This is a genomic window from Nocardia sp. bgisy134, assembly GCF_965341865.1.
In the GTDB taxonomy this organism is placed as follows: domain Bacteria; phylum Actinomycetota; class Actinomycetes; order Mycobacteriales; family Mycobacteriaceae; genus Nocardia.
In genome coordinates, this window is sequence record NZ_CBDQZP010000020.1 from 37,180 (window position 1) to 53,086 (window position 15,907).

General features: G+C 68.5%; 16 protein-coding genes. 11 read left to right on the forward strand and 5 right to left on the reverse strand.

What is annotated here, in order from left to right; all coding sequences use genetic code 11:
- Positions 1–5: 5 nt before the first annotated feature.
- Both ACRWNM_RS29270 and ACRWNM_RS29275 read left to right on the forward strand, forming a co-directional pair.
- On the forward strand, positions 6–413 hold the full coding sequence (locus ACRWNM_RS29270) for a YciI family protein (protein WP_431971351.1): 408 nt from the start codon (positions 6–8) through the stop codon (positions 411–413).
- Complete coding sequence (locus tag ACRWNM_RS29275; RefSeq protein WP_431971352.1) at positions 410–1,582, forward strand: RNA polymerase sigma factor; 1,173 nt, start codon at positions 410–412, stop codon at positions 1,580–1,582. Before ACRWNM_RS29270 ends, ACRWNM_RS29275 begins: the two co-directional genes overlap by 4 nt.
- A 184-nt stretch (positions 1,583–1,766) precedes the next feature.
- Here the strand turns inward: ACRWNM_RS29275 and ACRWNM_RS29280 are convergent, their stop codons facing one another.
- Together ACRWNM_RS29280 and ACRWNM_RS29285 are read right to left on the reverse strand one after the other, a co-directional pair.
- Positions 1,767–2,558 carry an alpha/beta fold hydrolase gene (locus ACRWNM_RS29280; protein ID WP_431971353.1) on the reverse strand — a complete coding sequence of 264 codons (792 nt, stop codon included), beginning with the start codon at positions 2,556–2,558 and terminating at the stop codon, positions 1,767–1,769.
- A 136-nt stretch (positions 2,559–2,694) separates the two neighbouring features.
- Positions 2,695–3,126: an SMI1/KNR4 family protein gene (locus ACRWNM_RS29285; RefSeq protein ID WP_431971354.1), complete on the reverse strand. Its 432-nt coding sequence runs from the start codon at positions 3,124–3,126 to the stop codon at positions 2,695–2,697.
- A gap of 140 nt (positions 3,127–3,266) precedes the next feature.
- Between ACRWNM_RS29285 and ACRWNM_RS29290 the strand changes: the two genes are divergently transcribed.
- From ACRWNM_RS29290 to ACRWNM_RS29300, 3 genes are all read left to right on the forward strand, one after another.
- Entirely contained in the window at positions 3,267–3,440 is a 174-nt protein-coding gene (locus tag ACRWNM_RS29290) for a hypothetical protein (protein WP_431971355.1), read from the forward strand.
- 397 nt (positions 3,441–3,837) lie between these two features.
- On the forward strand, positions 3,838–5,547 hold the full coding sequence (locus tag ACRWNM_RS29295) for a cutinase family protein (protein ID WP_431971356.1): 1,710 nt from the start codon (positions 3,838–3,840) through the stop codon (positions 5,545–5,547).
- A gap of 239 nt (positions 5,548–5,786) precedes the next feature.
- Positions 5,787–6,257, forward strand: a complete 471-nt coding sequence (locus ACRWNM_RS29300; protein ID WP_431971357.1) for a GNAT family N-acetyltransferase — start codon at positions 5,787–5,789, stop codon at positions 6,255–6,257.
- Here the strand turns inward: ACRWNM_RS29300 and ACRWNM_RS29305 are convergent.
- Positions 6,220–7,830, reverse strand: coding sequence for an ABC transporter permease (locus ACRWNM_RS29305; RefSeq protein ID WP_431971358.1), 1,611 nt, complete (start codon positions 7,828–7,830; stop codon positions 6,220–6,222). The two genes, ACRWNM_RS29300 and ACRWNM_RS29305, sit on opposite strands and share 38 nt — an antisense overlap.
- Positions 7,831–7,847: 17 nt before the next feature.
- Positions 7,848–8,762 carry an ATP-binding cassette domain-containing protein gene (locus ACRWNM_RS29310; RefSeq protein ID WP_431971359.1) on the reverse strand — a complete coding sequence of 305 codons (915 nt, stop codon included), beginning with the start codon at positions 8,760–8,762 and terminating at the stop codon, positions 7,848–7,850.
- A gap of 82 nt (positions 8,763–8,844) precedes the next feature.
- On the opposite strand from ACRWNM_RS29310, the gene ACRWNM_RS29315 reads away from it, so the two are divergent.
- The 6 genes from ACRWNM_RS29315 to ACRWNM_RS29340 all read left to right on the forward strand — a co-directional run bounded on the left by ACRWNM_RS29315 (position 8,845) and on the right by ACRWNM_RS29340 (position 14,747).
- A complete protein-coding gene (locus tag ACRWNM_RS29315) occupies positions 8,845–9,426 on the forward strand; it encodes a TetR/AcrR family transcriptional regulator (protein ID WP_431971360.1) in 582 nt (193 codons plus the stop codon).
- A gap of 39 nt (positions 9,427–9,465) precedes the next feature.
- Positions 9,466–10,182: a haloacid dehalogenase type II gene (locus tag ACRWNM_RS29320; RefSeq protein WP_431971361.1), complete on the forward strand. Its 717-nt coding sequence runs from the start codon at positions 9,466–9,468 to the stop codon at positions 10,180–10,182.
- A 123-nt stretch (positions 10,183–10,305) separates the two neighbouring features.
- Positions 10,306–11,196: a DMT family transporter gene (locus tag ACRWNM_RS29325; protein WP_431971362.1), complete on the forward strand. Its 891-nt coding sequence runs from the start codon at positions 10,306–10,308 to the stop codon at positions 11,194–11,196.
- 39 nt (positions 11,197–11,235) lie between these two features.
- On the forward strand, positions 11,236–11,886 hold the full coding sequence (locus tag ACRWNM_RS29330; RefSeq protein WP_431971363.1) for a class I SAM-dependent DNA methyltransferase: 651 nt from the start codon (positions 11,236–11,238) through the stop codon (positions 11,884–11,886).
- Between the two features lie 134 nt (positions 11,887–12,020).
- Entirely contained in the window at positions 12,021–13,370 is a 1,350-nt protein-coding gene (locus tag ACRWNM_RS29335) for a WS/DGAT/MGAT family O-acyltransferase (protein ID WP_431971364.1), read from the forward strand.
- A gap of 258 nt (positions 13,371–13,628) precedes the next feature.
- On the forward strand, positions 13,629–14,747 hold the full coding sequence (locus tag ACRWNM_RS29340) for an NAD(P)H-dependent flavin oxidoreductase (RefSeq protein ID WP_431971365.1): 1,119 nt from the start codon (positions 13,629–13,631) through the stop codon (positions 14,745–14,747).
- On the opposite strand, the gene ACRWNM_RS29345 is transcribed toward ACRWNM_RS29340, so the two are convergent.
- Entirely contained in the window at positions 14,748–15,725 is a 978-nt protein-coding gene (locus ACRWNM_RS29345) for a DUF5996 family protein (RefSeq protein ID WP_431971366.1), read from the reverse strand. It lies immediately after the preceding gene.
- Positions 15,726–15,907 lie beyond the last annotated feature (182 nt).

The window sequence follows — 15,907 nt, forward strand, 5'->3', positions numbered from 1 at the left end:
ACGTCATGGCCAAGTACCTGTTCCTCAAGCACTACCGAGGCGCGCCCGCGTCCGTCAACGACGTGCCGATGGATCAGTGGACGCCCGCGGAGATCGAGGCGCACCTGCGGTACATGAACGACTTCGCGGCCCGCCTGGAAGAGAGCGGCGAGTACGTCGACAGTCAGGCCTTGGCGCCGGAGGGCGCGTGGGTCCGCTACGACGGCGAGGGCAAGCCTCCGGTGACCGACGGCCCGTTCGCGGAGACCAAGGACCTGATCGCGGGCTGGATGATCATCGACGTCGACTCGTACGAGCGCGCCGTCGAGTTGGCGGGCGAGTTGTCCGCGGCGCCCGGCGCGGGCGGCAAGCCGATCCACGAGTGGCTCGAGGTTCGGCCGTTCCTGACCGCTCATTCGACCGTCACCGAATGACGGCCGCCGACGCGGTGGACGAGGCCCAGCTGCGGGATCTGATCCCCGGCGTCCTGGCGGCCCTCCTCCACCGCGGGGCAGACTTCGCGACCGCCGAGGACGCCGTCCAGGAGGCACTGGTCCGTGCGGTCGAGACGTGGCCGAACCAGCGCCCCGGCGACCCCAAGGGCTGGCTGATCACCACGGCGTGGCGTTGCTTCCTCGATCTCGCCCGATCCGACGTCGCGCGCCGCCGCCGCGAGCTTCGGGTCTCCGACGAGCCGCCGCCGGGACCGACGACCTCCGTGGACGAAACGCTGGAGCTGTACTTCCTGTGCGCGCACCCGAGCCTCACCCCCGCGTCGGCCGTCGCGCTGACGCTGCGTGCCGTCGGCGGCCTCACCACTCGCCAGATCGCGCAGGCGTACCTGGTGCCAGAAGCGACGATGGCCCAGCGGATCAGCCGGGCCAAACGCACGGTGAGCGCCATCCGGCTGGATCGTCCCGGAGACCTGCGCACCGTGCTTCGGGTGCTGTACCTGGTGTTCAACGAGGGGTACAGCGGCGATGTCGACCTCGCCGCGGAGGCGATCCGGCTCGCCAGGCAGCTGGCCGCGACCACCGACGACCCGGAGGCCGCGGGACTTCTCGCACTGTTCCTGCTCCACCACGCGAGACGCCCGGCCCGCACGCGCGCCGACGGCAGCCTCGTGCCGCTGTCCGAGCAGGACCGCGGCCGCTGGCGGCGCGACCTGATCGCCGCGGGCGTGGCCGTGCTCCAAGCCGCGCTGGCCCGGGACCGGCTGGGGGAGTACCAGGCGCAGGCCGCGATCGCGGCCCTGCATGCCGACGCGCAGACAGCCGACGAGACCGACTGGGTGCAGATCGTCGAGTGGTACGACGAGCTGGTCCATCTCACCGACAGCGCGATCGTGCGGCTCAATCGCGCCGTCGCCGTCGGTGAGGCGGACGGACCGCGGGCGGGGCTCGCCGAACTCGCCGAACTCGACCCGAAGCTCCCGCGGTACACCGCCGCGGCCGCCTATCTCCACGAGCGGGCCGGCGACGTCGCCATGGCGGCGGAGCTCTACGTGGAGGCCGCCGCGCAGGCGCCGAACCTCGCCGAGCGCAACCACCTCACACTCCGGGCGGCCACCCTCCGCCAACGTCTTTCGGGCGAAGGCGGCTGAGCGCCCCTTACGGTCACGGGTTTGTCGGCGGCGGCGAACAATTCCGCGCACCGGTCCCAGCTGCTGGCCAGAAACCGAAGCCCGTGCACGAAAATGACCGGGGCGCGGCCGCTTTCGTTGGCGCGGTCGATCTGTGCGCGGGCGTGCGCGTGGATCGAGGTCGGTGTGGTCGGGTGCCGCTCCTTCACTCGCCCGCTGCCTGTTCGATGACCGCCGCGACAGCGTCCGGTTGGGAGACGAGGGCGGCGTGCGAGGCGTTCAGCTCGCTGGTGCGCGCGCCGATGCGCTGGGACATGGCGCGTTGTGCGCTGGGTGGGATCACGTGGTCCTGGCCGGAGACCACGTACCAGCTGGGTGTCTTGGTCCAGGCCGCGGGGCCGGACAGTTCGATATTGGCGATGACCGCCAGGGAGCGCTGATGGGCGAGCATGTCAGCGGCGGTCGCGGCGTCGACGTCCTGGGCGAAGACCTCGTGGAAGTAGGCCGGTTCGACATAGGCGTCCAGCCCGGTGCCGGTCAAGGTGAAGGCCAGCGCCGGCGGCAGCAGCTGGCTGCCGGGAAAGCGGATGGGATCGAGCGCGAGGGCGATCGGCTCACCCTGCTGCGGGGCGAAGGCGGCGACGTAGACGAGCGCCCGCACGTCCGGATCATCGACATTGGTGATCACCGCGCCGCCGTAGGAGTGCCCGACGAGCACGATCGGCCCGTCGATCGCCGTGAGAGACCGTTCGATCGCCGCCGCGTCGCTGGCGGGTCCGCGTAGCGGGTTCTCCGGCACCACGACTCGATACCCGTCGGCGCGGAGTTCGGCGGCGACACCGTCCCAGCTGGTGGTGTCGGCGAACGCACCGTGCACCAGCACGATGGTCGGTCGCGCGGGTTCGGCGGTGGCGACCGAGGGCACGATGCCCACTGTTTCGACCGCGATCAGGCTGAGGGCGAACAGCAGCGACTTGTGCGTACGGGTGAATCGCATCGAAGTGTCCCTTCTCGAGTCGACCGTGCAGGGCAGGTGAGGGTACTGCTGTAGGCGGGTGCGCGATCCGGGCCGAGATGCAGCCGAATCGATCACAATAACGGTCGTCGCGCCCACCGCGACGCCCTGCGGTTACTCATCGCTGGGCGTTTCGCATGCGATCGATCCTGGCTTGCATGAACTCCTTGAAGCTTTCGTATCGCACGTAATCGCCGCCGCCCAGCTCCCACACAGGAGCGGTCGAGCAGTTGTCGCCGGAACACCCGGTCGTCGCGATGTAATAGTCTCCCGAGGCGCCGCCGATGACGACGAGTCCGTCGAAGGATTCCATCTCCAGCTCTTCGGGCTGGATCTCATATTCGCGAAATACGTTCAGCAGGATATTCCGGTCGGCTGAATCCTTGGACAGATCGAAGGTCGAGTAAAGACTGTCGGCGCCGGAAAAGAACTTCCAACCATTGGCGTTTCCGAGCCAATCCTTGTACTGCTCGTCGAACGCGACCCCGGCTCGCCGCTCGGCTTCCTGCACCTCCGCCGGAGAAGCCGGAGGATTGGGGGCGGTCAGCATCCATGACGACACCTTCCCCGCGGCCCGGTCTGCCTCGTACCACCGCTTCTGCTCCTGTGTAAGAGGCCGTGATCGCGAACTGCCACCAGTCATCTGGTGCGGCTTCGGGCGGGCTGGAGCAGGTGCAGCACACGGCCATCGTGGCCGCCAGATTGGGATACCGGTCCAACGTCTCGTCGGTCTTGGTGATCCGCAGCGGCCATCCGTCGTCCGTGGTGGTCTCGCGTGACTTGTCCGCCAACGGCTCCGCGGCCGCGATACCGCTTCCGACGATGACCACCGTGCAGGCGGTCAGCAAACCGAAGAACCTGTGATGACGCCCCGAATACGCATACATCCCCCAGATGCAGGCATGGACGAGCAATTCACACTTGACGAATCCCCTTGCACAGTAAGCGAATTCCCCGACAGAACTGCCCCTTACAATGGGCCACGCTAGCACAGCGCTCTTGGCCGGGCGAGCCTTCGCCGCCGAGCCAGGAGTCGATCACGGTGATCGCGGTGGCCTGGACCGAACGATGCCGACGCGATGGTCGGCGACTCGAGTCGGAGGCATTGCCGAGTCGGCTACGGATGCGGCTGCGGCTGCCTGCCCGACGTCAGGGCGGAATCGATCACAGTAACGCTCGCCGCCCCGCCCACGACGTCCTTGGTGACACATGGCCCGTCGGGGGGCCTGTCCACCTGTCGGTAATGGAATGGGATCGGACCATGGCTCTTCGCGAGTTCTTCGCGCGGCATCGTATTGCTTCGGCCGTCGCTGCACCAGCTGCCTTGGGGGTGGCGGCGATCGTCGCTGCCTCGTTCGCAGTCACGTCATCACCGCATACCGCGGACACGCAGCTCAAGGCGTCCGTCACGGAATGCCACGACATGGTCACCATCTCGGTGGCCGGTCGCGGTGACACGCCCCAGGCGGGGACCACGAGACTGCTGGTCGACGCCAACGGGAACGAGTTGCCCGCCGCGTTGGCCGGCGACCACAACAGCCGCTGGGTCGACCCGGTCGTGAACGCTCCGGCCGACGACGTGGACCCCGGCTCGTACGCCGCGGTCTACATCGCGTACCCGGCGAACATGTCCACCTACGAGGACGCCGTCGACGCGGGCGTCGAGAACACCCAGCAGGTGATGCGGGAGATCTCGGAGGCCTGCCCCGACACCAAGTTCTCGATCGTCGGATACAGCGAGGGCGCCGACGTCGTCCGCCGCGTCGCGATGAACATCGGGCATCAGCCGGAGGGCGATCACGGGATCGTCGATCCGGACGACGTGCTCGGCGTCGTCATCCTCGCCGACTCGGGCCGCTCGGCGGGCGACGGGCCGTTCCCCGGCTCCGAGGACCCCTTCCGCAACCCCGACGGCTTCGACCAGCAGTATCAGGACGGCAGGAAGCCCGTCTCGGGTCAGGGCGCGCTGCCCGGCACCAGCGGTGACTTCGGTGCGCTGAACGGCAAGATCGCGTCGTTCTGCTCCGAGGGCGACCTCACCTGCGCCGCGCCGGAGAACATCTCGCTGTTGCAGCTGGTGGTGAACGTCGGCAGGCAGGTGAACGTGGATCAGCTCGAGCGCGAAGGACTCAATCAGACGACCGGAATGGACGTCGCCGTGGTCCTCGGCCGCATCGCGATGGCGGCGTTCGCCGACATCCAGTCGCAGCCGAACTGGATGGCCAGCGACGAGACCTTCCTCGAAGTCCTGCTGCGGGTCTCCGATCCCGAGTACAAGCCGGGCGACAAGCCGAAGGAGCCCGCGAAGGCGGACTCGATCTCGACCGAGCAGATGTCGCCGCTGGCGTACCTGCCGCAGAAGGTGCTGAACGAGATCATCGGCCTGATCGTGACCAACCAGAACACGATCCCGGTGGTCATGAGCGACCCGTACAAGCTGACGCTCGGCCCGGACCACACCGGCCACCACTTCGACTACTGGCGCGACGCCGACGCCGGTGAGGGCAGGCCGCTGACCTCCGCCGAGTACGCGGCCGCCTGGCTCACCCACCTGGCGAAGCAGGCTCAGGCCGGCGAGACCGTCGACAAGTCCTCCCAGCCGGACGCGGCCGACTTCGCGGCCGCGAACGAGGCGGTGGCGTCGGCCACGGCGAAGCCGAAGGCCGCCGCCACCACGACCTCTGCCGCGCCGACCACGACGGCCGCGCCGACGAAGACCGGTGCCGCCGTCGCGTCGACCACCGCGGCTCCGACCACCACGGCGCCGACGACCACGACTCCGGCCCAAACCCCCAGCGCGACAACTACGCCGGAGACGACCAACCCCCAGGCGCGGACGTCGGTCGCGGCACCCGCCGAGACCGTGGCCCCTGCTGAGCCCGTGGCACCGACCACCACTCAGCCGACCACGACCCAACCCGCCCCCACCACAACGCAATCCCCGGCGCCGACCACCACCGGCGCGAGGTGAGCTAGCCGCGATATCCGCGACGCCTTCACGATCGAGCATCGATCGTGAAGGCGTCGTGCGTTGTGGATGCGCCAATGACGCCCAGCCGGTGCGCCACAGAGGCTTTCACATCCGCAGACGTGCGGACGGGTGTGAGAAGTACGCGATTGTCGGGGGCGGAGGGGGAGTGGACGTCGGAAGATGGGGTGGTGGCGGGTTGTTCAGTGGAGGTTCGGCGGCTCGGGGGCGAGGAGTGGACCGTGCTGCGCGAGGTGCGGTTGCGGGCGTTGGCGGATGCGCCGGGGGTTTTCGGAGCGAGCCTGGGGGAAGCGCGGCGGCGTGGTGAGGGGGAGTGGCGTGCTCGGGTAGTCGAGCGAGCGCAGTTCGTCGCGGTGGTGAACGGCGAGGTCGTGGGGGCGGTGGCGGGTGTGGCCGAACACGAGAGTTGCTCGGTGCATGTGATGTCGATGTGGGTGGATCGCCATCTGCGGGGAGCCGGGGTCTCGGACCGATTGGTCGAGACCGTGGTGGGTTGGGCTGGGAGCGAAGGGTTCACGCTTGTCCGTCTGGAGGTGACGGACGGCAACACGGCGGCGGAGCGCCTTTACCGGCGACACGGTTTCGTGCGGAGCGGGCGGTCGGGCGTCATCTCGGAGGGCGACCCTCGGGTGGAGTTCGAGATGGTGCTCGCGGTCACTGACCGAGGGCCCGTCGAAGATGCGGCTTCGTGATCGAGAACGAACCGCTGCGCATCGGGATGTCGCGGTGGGTGAATCCGCGCACGGCGGCCGCGGTCGATCCGATTGCGAGGGCGAGAGCTAGCGCGAGCGACCACAAGTCGGCAGGCTCGAGCGGTGTGCGCCCGACCCATTCCAGCGGGGACAGCTGTCGCGACCATTCGGGTAGGCGCAGGGTGTCGGCGAGGGTGGCGATGACGGCGACGAAGACGAACGCACCCCAGCCCACCCCGAGCCATTGCGGGCGAATCCCGTAAAGCGCCAATGCGATTCCGAACAGAACGAGTACCCCGGGAAGATAGGCCAGCGTCGCGAAGGTGAGACGCGGGATCGCCGACGAATCACCGACCGCGAGCGCATCGCTCACCCCGAGTGCCAGCCCGCTCACGGCGAGGACGATCGCGGCACCGCCACCTACCGCCACCGCTTCGGCGAGCAACCATCGCCAGCGCGACATCGCGCCGGACAGCACGGGTTCGAGCCGATCACCGGGTTCCTCCTCGGCGGTCCGGCCGACTCCTTGCACCGCGAATCCGGCGGCGATCAGCACGAGCTGAACCACGACGAAGGACAAGTAGGCGTCGGGATCCGCGCTGCCGCCGCCGAGTACGTCTCGCAGGGACGAGTTGTCTTCCATCACGGTGCGGATGGCGTCGGCGAGCGCGCCGAACGAGCTGGCGACGAGCGCACCGATCACGCTCCACACGATGACGTTGCCGCGATGCTTGCGGATCGCGAAGCCCATCGGCCGCAACAACATCGGCGTCGCGGCGGCGGGGCCCCGACGCGCGGCGAACACGCCCGCGCCGAGATCTCGCCGCCCGGCGATCGCGCACGCCGCGCCGACCAGCGCCACCGCGAACGCCAGCGCCAGCAGCACCGGCCACCACCGCGCCGCGCCGAACGGCCGCGCCTGCTCGGCCCAGCCGATCGGCGACAGCCACACCAGCCCGTTGCCGCGCACGTCGCCGATACCACGCGCGAGGAAGGCCGCGACAAGGATGCCGAGACAGAGAGCGGTCACGCTCCGCGCCGCGGCGACAACCTGCGCCGACAGGGCTGCGATCGCGGCGAAACACCAGCCGAGCGCGGCCGACGACACCGAATAGAGCACGGCGGCATGCCAATCCAGACCCACGCCGACGAGTACGGCGATCATCGCCACCGCGACGACTCCCAGCGCCACCCCCGCCGCAACGACGGCCGCGGCGACGCCCACTACGCGCCCGATCGATCCGGCGCGCAACAGTTCGGTCCGCCCGGATTCCTCTTCGCGGCGCGTCATTCGCGTCACCAGGTGAATGCCCATGAGCGGAAAGGCGAGCGCGCTGAGGAATCCGAATTCGTAGGCGATGACGCCGCCGAGATTCTCGAGTCCGTAGGGCTTTCCGTTGATCGCGAACAGGGCCGTGCCGGATTCGGTGGCCTCGCGGTATCCGGCCAGCTCGGCGGGCGTCCCGTACAAGCTGTCCAACGACCACACGGTGCCCGCGAACACGGCCGCCAATCCGACCACCCAGCACACGATTTGCCGCCTGTTGCCGCGCCGGCCGAGGGCGATCGTCACCCAGAATCCGTGCATCGCTATACCCCCACCGATTCCGCGTCCGCGTAGTTGCGCAGGAACAGTTCGTCCAGACTGGGCGGGTTCGCGGTGATCGACACCAACCCGGCCGCGTGCAGACAGCCGATCGCCGCGTCGACGTGCCCCGCGTCGACACCGAAGGCGACGGCGTATCCCGCGCCGTCGTTGTCGACGCGCACCCCGCTCACGCCGGGCACGCCGTCCAACCCGCTCGGTCGTTCGAGCGTGACGGCGTGCACGTGTGTGGTTGTGTGGCGGCGCAATTCGTGCAGCGTCCCGCTGGAGACGGTACGCCCCTGCCTGATGATGCTGACCCGGTCGGCGAGCGCCTCGACCTCGGCGAGGATGTGGCTCGACAGCAGGACCGTGCATCCCGCGCGTTTGCGTTCGGCCAGTGTCTGCTGGAACACCTGCTCCATCAGCGGGTCCAGGCCCGATGTCGGCTCGTCGAGGATCAGCAGCTCGCTGTCACAGGCGAACGCGGCGATCAGCGCGACCTTCTGCCGGTTGCCCTTGGAGTAGTCCTGGCTCTTCTTGCCCGGATCGAGTTCGAACCGCTCGACGAGGTCGGCGCGGCGGGCCGGATCGAACCGGCCGCGTGCGGCGGCGAGCACGTCGAGGCATTCGCCACCGGTGAGACCTGGCCAGAGCGAGACGTCGCCGGGCACGTAGGAGATGCGGCGGTGCAGGCGCACCGCGTCGCGCCACGGGTCGCCGCCGAGCAGGCGGGCCGTGCCGCCGCTCGACCTGATCAGACCGAGCAGTATCCGGATCGTCGTCGACTTGCCCGCGCCGTTCGGGCCTAAGAATCCGTGCACCTCACCCAGCTCGACCCGCAGGTCGAGGCCGTCGAGCGCGGTGAAATCGCCGAACCGCTTGCGCAGTCCGATCGTCTCGATGACGGGAGCGGGCATGCTTGCACCACCCTTTCAGCATTCAAGTGTGTACTTATGGTACACACCGTAGGTGCGCACGACTAGGCCCTAGGATGAGGTCATGCCGCTTCCCCGATTCACCCGGCTGCCCGCCGACGAACAGCGCCGCATCCTCGACGTTGCGCAGCGCGTCTTCGCGGAAGACGGCGTCGACACCGCCTCCTACAACCAGATCATCGCGGCGGCGGGCATCTCGAAATCCTCGGCGTACAACTACTTCGACGGCCGCGAAGACCTGCTGTACACCGCACTGGACGACGTCGCGACCCGCCTGGCCGGGGTGCTGGGCAGCTGGCAGCGCGTCACCGACGACGCCGCGTTCTGGGCGCAACTGACGACCGTCGAGCAGCGGCTGCGCGCCCACGTCGAGACCCATCCCGCCGATCTGGCCCTGATCGATCCGGCCTTTCTGCTGCGCGAGCAGGGCGCGTTCCAGTCGTGGATCGCCGACTTCGTCGAGAACGGCGTCGCCATCGGGATCATCACCGTCGCAGTCGACCGGAGCTTGCTGGTCGCCGCGACCGCGGCCGTGCTGCGCGCCGTGGACGGCTGGGGCGCGGCCGAAATCGCAGCGGGGCGGGTACCCGATCCGGAACAGCCGTGGATCCTGCTGCGCAACCTGTGGGGAACTCCTCGCCGGTGATCCGGGCGGCGATGGCCGCTCGCGTGATTGGATTTCAGGGTGGGTGATACGAGTGGAGTGCGCGCGCTGTTGTTCGACGTGCAGGGGACCGCGACGGATTTCCATTCCACGGTGCTCGGCGCGTTGCGCGAGACGAGCGCGGGGCGGCACTCGGACGTGGATTGGGTGGAGTTCGTGGACCGTTGGCGCGCGGAGTATTTCGAGGTGTTGCGGGACGCCGAAGTGAGCAGGGATCGGTGGACCACGGTGCACTCGGTGTACCGCGACGCGCTGAATCGGCTGCTCGCCGCCTACGGCGTGACGGATCTCGACGAGGCCGAGCGGGAGTCGCTGACGCGGGCCTGGCAGCGCATCGTGCCGTGGCCGGACGCCGTCGCGGGCCTCGCCCGGCTGAAGACGCGATACACGCTGGCGACCTTGTCGAACGCGGATGTCTCTGCGGTGGTGAATATCTCGAAGCTGGGCGGATTGCCGTGGGACGCGATCTTCACCGCGGAAATGGCGGGCGCGTTCAAGCCGGACCCGGCGACGTATCGAATGGCCGCGACCTATCTGGGCCTGGCTCCGGAGCAGATCATGATGGTCGCCTGCCACAAGTACGACATCAGGGCGGCGGGCGCGCTCGGTTTCCGCACCGCGTTCGTGGCGCGGCCGCTGGAGTTCGGCGCGGGCGGCGCTGTCGACGTCGAGTTCGAGGACGAATTCGACCTCAACGCAACGGATTTCCTGAATCTGGCCGATCAGCTCGGCTGTTGACTCGCGCGTCCGTACAGCGGGCGAAATAGATCTGTCGGATCATGGGATCACCCGCTACGCTCCTTCTGAATCGAAAGCGAGCGAGAGCATGAGAACTGCGATGCGGGCTCGGGGGACGGCGCGATGACCAGGCGCGGTTGGCTGCTGTTCCTGGCTATGGGCGTGATCTGGGGTGTGCCGTACGCGATGATCGCGGTCGCGGTCGAGGACTTCGATCCGGTGTTCGTCGCTTTCGGCCGCACGCTGATCGGCGGCCTGCTGCTGTTGCCGATCGCCCTGTACACCGACGCGCTGCGACCGGTGCTGCGGCGCTGGCGGCCCCTGCTGCTCTACACGCTGGTGGAGATCTCCGGCCCTTGGCTGCTCATCGGGTACGCCGAGACCACCCTCAACAGCTCCACCGTCGGGCTGCTGATCGCGGCGGTGCCGTTGATCGCCGTGCTGATCCTGACTCGCCTCGGGCACGAAACCATCGACGCGCGACGCGTTCTGGGCCTGATCGTGGGATTCGCGGGCGTGGCCGCACTGGTCGGACTCGACGTGGATCTGTCCAACCCCGCCGCGATCGGAGCCATCGCGCTGACCACCATCGGGTATGCGGTCGGGCCGATCGTCATCAATCGTTCACTGGCCGATCTGCCGCCGATGGGCGTGGTCACCGCGTCGCTGCTGGTGGCGACGGTGCTCTACACGCCGTTCGCCGCGCTGCGCAAGCCGGAGCATTTCCCAGCGGACGCCGCGCTTTCGGTGCTCGGCCTCGCGATCGTCTGCACCGCGGCGGCGTTCCTGCTGTTCTTCGCACTGATCAGCGAAGTGGGTCCGGCGCGCGCCACGGTGATCACCTACATCAACCCGGCGGTGGCTATCGTGCTCGGCGTGACGCTGCTCGACGAGCCGCTCACCGCGGGCATGGCGATAGGATTCCCGCTGGTCGTGCTCGGATCGTTCCTCGGAACCAGGCAGTCTCGCGCCGCCGCTCCGCAGGACGACCCCGCGCTGTCCGCGACGCCCTGAGACGTACGAAATACCGTTTCGCGCAAAGGAGTTCCGGTCTTGACCCATGCCGATGTCGACGCCACCCGCACCGCCTACGACGACATGGCCCAGCTCTACACCGACTTCGTCCGCGGCCATCTGGCGACGCAGCCGTTCGACCGCGCCGTCCTCGGCGCATTCGCGGAGCTGTTGCGGGCCGATGAGTCCGGGCCGGTCGCGGACCTCGGCTGCGGCCCGGGAAGGATTGCAGCACATCTGGTCTCGCTGGACGTCCCGACCTTCGGCATGGACCTCTCGCCACGCATGATCGAACTGGCCCGCGCGGAGTACCCGGGTCTGCGGTTCGAGGTGGGCTCGATGGAGGAACTGACCATCGAGGACGGCGCGTTGGCGGGACTCGTGGCCTGGTACTCGATCATCCACCTGCCGCCGGAACGGGTGCCCCACGTGTTGCGCGAGTTCCATCGGGTGCTCCGCACCGGAGGGCACGCACTGCTGGCGTTCCAGGCAGCGGACGCCGCCGACACCGTGCTTGGCTTCGACCACAAGGTGACTCGCGCCTACCGCTGGTCACCCGACCGGCTCGCCGAGCTGTCGCGCGAAGCGGGTTTCACCGTGATCGCCCGAATGGTCTGCGCACGGCGGCCCGACGAACGATTCGATTCGGGATACCTGATGCTCGCCAAGGTCGCCGATCCGGTGCGCTGATAATGCGCACGTCCCCGGACCCAGCCGGGTAGCTTTGGTACGGGTGCCCAGGTTTCTGTGGTGCGTCCCACCCGACAGCGTGGTCGATTGTTCATCGCACAAAATCTCCACCGTCGTCAGGGGGCGACACATATATGGAACTCATCGCACCGGTTGATGCCCTGTTCTTGTTGGCCGAATCCCGCGAGCACCCGATGCACGTCGGCTCGCTGCAACTGTTCGAACCGCCGGAGGGCGCCGGGCCGGAGTTCGCCGCGCAGACGCACCAAAAGCTCTTGTCCTGCCGCGAGATTCACCCCACCTTCCGCAAGCGCCCGGCCAAACTCCTCGGCTCGCCGCAGCTGGCCTGGACGCTCGAGGACGAGGTGGAACTGGACTACCACGTTCGCCGCATCGCGCTGCCCGCCCCCGGCGGCCAGGAGCAGCTGATCGAGCTGGCCTCCGGGCTGCACAGCGCCCTCCTCGATCGGCACCGTCCGCTGTGGGAGATCCACCTGATCGAAGGATTGCAAGGCGGCCGATTCGCGCTCTATTCGAAGATGCACCACGGCCTGATCGACGGCGTTTCCGCCCAGCGGCTGCTCCAGCGCACCTTTACCGACGATCCGTACTCGACCGAGGCCCGCGTGCCGTGGAATCTGCCGCGCTCGGGACGCAAGAAGGAGCCGCAGCGGTCCGGATTGCTCGGCGCGGCAAAGAATCTCGTCGCGGCCGCCGCTTCCGGTCCGCCGCTGCTTCGGGCCGCGCGGGCCGCGTTGCGCGAGCAGCAGGTGACCCTGCCGTTCGAGGCGCCCAAAACCATGTTCAACGTGCCGATCGGCGGCGCCCGCCGCTCCGTCGTGCGCTCCTGGCCGATGGAGCGAATCAAGCAGGTGCGCAAGGCGACCGGGACGACGATGAACGACGTCGTGCTCGCGATGTCGTCGGGTGCGCTGCGCGGCTACCTCGCCGAGCGAGGCGCGCTGCCGGACAAGCCGCTGATCGCCATGGTGCCGATGTCGCTGCGCGCGGCGGACGACACCGAGACCAACGGCGTGAAGGTCGGTGCGCTGCTCTGCAATCTCGGCACCCATCTGGCCGATCCGATCGCCAGGCTGCGGACGGTGAGCGAGTCGATGCAGAAGAGCAAAGAGGTCTACAGCGAGCTCTCGCCCGCCCAGTCGATGGCGCTCTCGGCGCTGATGGTCAGCCCGATCGCGCTGAACCTGGTGCCCGCGCTCGTTCCGTGGACCACGCCGCCGTTCAACATCGTCATCTCCAATGTGCCCGGCCCGCGCGAGCCGATGTACTGGAACGGCGCGCGACTGGACGCCATCTATCCGCTGTCCATCCCGTTCGACGGCCAGGCCGTGAACATCACGCTCACCTCCAATGCCGACAACCTGGACTTCGGCTTGGTCGGCTGCCGGCGCAGCGTGCCCCAGCTGCACCGCATGCTCGACCACCTGGAGGACGCGCTCGCGGAGCTGGAGAACGCGATCTGACGTCGGACGCGACCCAGCTCGAGAAGGGGTACCGCGACAAAACTAGAACGTGTTACTGTCGATCTATGGTGCCCCCACCGGTCGATGACGACGCCGCCGCGGCATGGCGATACCTGCGGTGTGCGGCGGATTCGGCCGGTCGGGGCGTCCGTCCGTCGCGCGCGAGGCGAACCCGGCGCGGCCACCATGTAACCCGTTCTAGGACGACCGCGGCCGCCGTGATCCGGTCGCGGCGTGGATAAGGGAGACCAGCACCCGATGCGTACCGAAATCTGCGACCGGCTGGGGATCGAGTTCCCCATCTTCGCCTTCACCCACTGCCGCGACGTGGCGGCCGCGGTCAGCAATGCCGGTGGGCTCGGCGTCCTCGGCGCGGTGGGCTTCACCGCCGAGCAGCTCGAGGTCGAGCTCGCCTGGCTGGACGAGCACGTCAACGGCGTGTACGGCGTCGACCTGGTGATTCCCTCCAAGTACGAGGGCAAGGGCATCGACGACCTGACGCCCGAACAGCTGGAAGCCAAGCTCGGCGAGCTGGTGCCCCAGGGCCACCGGGATTTCGCGGAGAAGATCCTGGCCGACCACGGCGTGCCGCACCTGCCCGCGGAGGAGCACCACAACCAGCTGCTCGGCTGGACCGCGACCACGGTGGCCCCGCAGATCGAGGTCATCCTGAAGCACCCCAAGGCCAAGCTGGTCGCCAACGCGCTCGGCACGCCGCCCGCGGACGTGATCGAGCAGATCCAGGGCTCCGGCAGGCTGATCGGCGCGCTGTGCGGTTCGGTCAAGCATGCGATCGATCACAAGGCCGCGGGGCTGGACTTCGTGGTCTGCCAGGGCACCGAAGGTGGCGGGCACTGCGGCGAGATCTCGTCCATGGTGCTCTGGCCGCAGGTCATCGACGCGATCGGCGATATGCCGATGCTCGCGGCAGGCGGCATCGGCGACGGCCGCCAGGTCGCCGCGGCCATGGCGATGGGCGCGGCGGGCGCGTGGACCGGTTCGCTGTGGCTGACCGTCGAGGAGGCCAATGTGCCGCCCGCGCAGATGCAGACCTACATCGACGCGAGCAGCCACGACACCGTGCGCTCGCGCTCGTGGACCGGCAAGCCGTGCCGCATGCTGCGCAACGACTGGACCGACGCCTGGGAGTCGGCCGAGACCCCCGACCCGCTGCCGATGCCGCTGCAGATGATGGTGGCGCTGGACGGCGTCAAGCGCGGCCACCGGTATCCGGAGGCCGCGAAGGACGTCAACTTCAACCCGGTCGGTCAGGTGGTCGGCATGATGACCAAGGTGGAGCGCTCCGCCGACGTGGTCGCCCGGCTGATCAACGAGTACGTCGAGGCGTGCGATCGCCTGAACAAGCTCAACGGCTGATCACTCGGGCCATTCCGGCCAGCGCGGCGCCTTCTGCTCCAGCACCGGATCGGTGACGCCGCCCCAGCAGGCCAGCTGGTCGGCATCCCATCCGGCGAGCTCGGAGCCGTTGGCGTAGACGGATTGGAAGAATTCGAGCGCGGCGCCCACCGGGTCGGCGGTGCGGCGCGCGTCCGCGTAGGCGTAGTACGCGGCGTGGCTCGATCCGGACGCCACCCACCGTGCGCCCGCGGGTTTCAGCGTGCGGTCGGTCAGCCCGTCCGGTTCCGGCGCGACGTAAGAATAGAAGGTCGGCTCGGGCAGTTTGTCGTCGCCGAACCAGAAACCGGCGCTGATCACCTCGCGCGAATAGGCCTCGCGGGTCACCGAATCGACGGTCGAGGGCAGGTCGATCCGGCGCGGCGAGAACCGCTGCACCGCGAGATCGAAGGTGTGCCAGAACAATTGGACGGGGCTGATCTTGCCGGAGTAGGTGGCGCTGAACTCCTCCAGTATCCGGCCGACCTGGCTGTGCACGCGAAACGCCCTGCGCGCCTTGTCCGGATCGTAGGCGGCGTGGTCGGTGTCGTCTTCGAACGGGCGACCGGCGTCGGGCAGATCGAAGGGGTGCGGGTGCGGCATGACGACCTCGATGCCGAGGTCGCCGAGCCCGCCCATGACATCGGTGTAGAACGTGGCCACGGACTGCTGGAGGAGGTCGATCTCCACCTCGATGCCGTGATCGGTCGCAATGCGCAGCACGTGGTCGAAGAAATCGAAGGAACAGGTGAAGACCGGCCCGGTGCGGGCGGTACCGAGCGGGACGGTGGTCCAGCCGCGGGCGGTGAGCCGGAAGGTCATGTGCCACCAGTGGTTGCGGCGGATGCCTTTGGCGAGGGCGACCTTGCCGACCACCTGGGCGAAACGGTGCAGCGTCTCCTTGGTCGGACGCCAGGATTCCAGCGGTATGTCGGGCAGCGAATCTGCTGACTCGGTCATGACGGAAACGGTACGACCGAGTCGGGCAATTCGCCAGCAAATCGCGGATGCGGCCTGCCCGCCCCGTCATCGACACCCGGCCAGTCCGATGACGGGACGGCCCGGCGCCGTGAGCGTCGGCGCCGGGTCTGCGGGTCGCCCTCCGCGCTCGAAGGACCGGCCGCACCGATCACCCTTCCCCG

Coding starts and splice junctions, on each gene's coding strand:
- ACRWNM_RS29270 (WP_431971351.1), top strand. CDS start 6: ATGGCCAAGTACCTGTTCCTCAAGCACTACCGAGGCGCGCCCGCGTCC.
- ACRWNM_RS29275 (WP_431971352.1), top strand. CDS start 410: ATGACGGCCGCCGACGCGGTGGACGAGGCCCAGCTGCGGGATCTGATC.
- ACRWNM_RS29280 (WP_431971353.1), bottom strand. CDS start 2,558: ATGCGATTCACCCGTACGCACAAGTCGCTGCTGTTCGCCCTCAGCCTG.
- ACRWNM_RS29285 (WP_431971354.1), bottom strand. CDS start 3,126: ATGCTGACCGCCCCCAATCCTCCGGCTTCTCCGGCGGAGGTGCAGGAA.
- ACRWNM_RS29295 (WP_431971356.1), top strand. CDS start 3,838: ATGGCTCTTCGCGAGTTCTTCGCGCGGCATCGTATTGCTTCGGCCGTC.
- ACRWNM_RS29310 (WP_431971359.1), bottom strand. CDS start 8,762: ATGCCCGCTCCCGTCATCGAGACGATCGGACTGCGCAAGCGGTTCGGC.
- ACRWNM_RS29315 (WP_431971360.1), top strand. CDS start 8,845: ATGCCGCTTCCCCGATTCACCCGGCTGCCCGCCGACGAACAGCGCCGC.
- ACRWNM_RS29325 (WP_431971362.1), top strand. CDS start 10,306: ATGACCAGGCGCGGTTGGCTGCTGTTCCTGGCTATGGGCGTGATCTGG.
- ACRWNM_RS29335 (WP_431971364.1), top strand. CDS start 12,021: ATGGAACTCATCGCACCGGTTGATGCCCTGTTCTTGTTGGCCGAATCC.
- ACRWNM_RS29340 (WP_431971365.1), top strand. CDS start 13,629: ATGCGTACCGAAATCTGCGACCGGCTGGGGATCGAGTTCCCCATCTTC.
- ACRWNM_RS29345 (WP_431971366.1), bottom strand. CDS start 15,725: ATGACCGAGTCAGCAGATTCGCTGCCCGACATACCGCTGGAATCCTGG.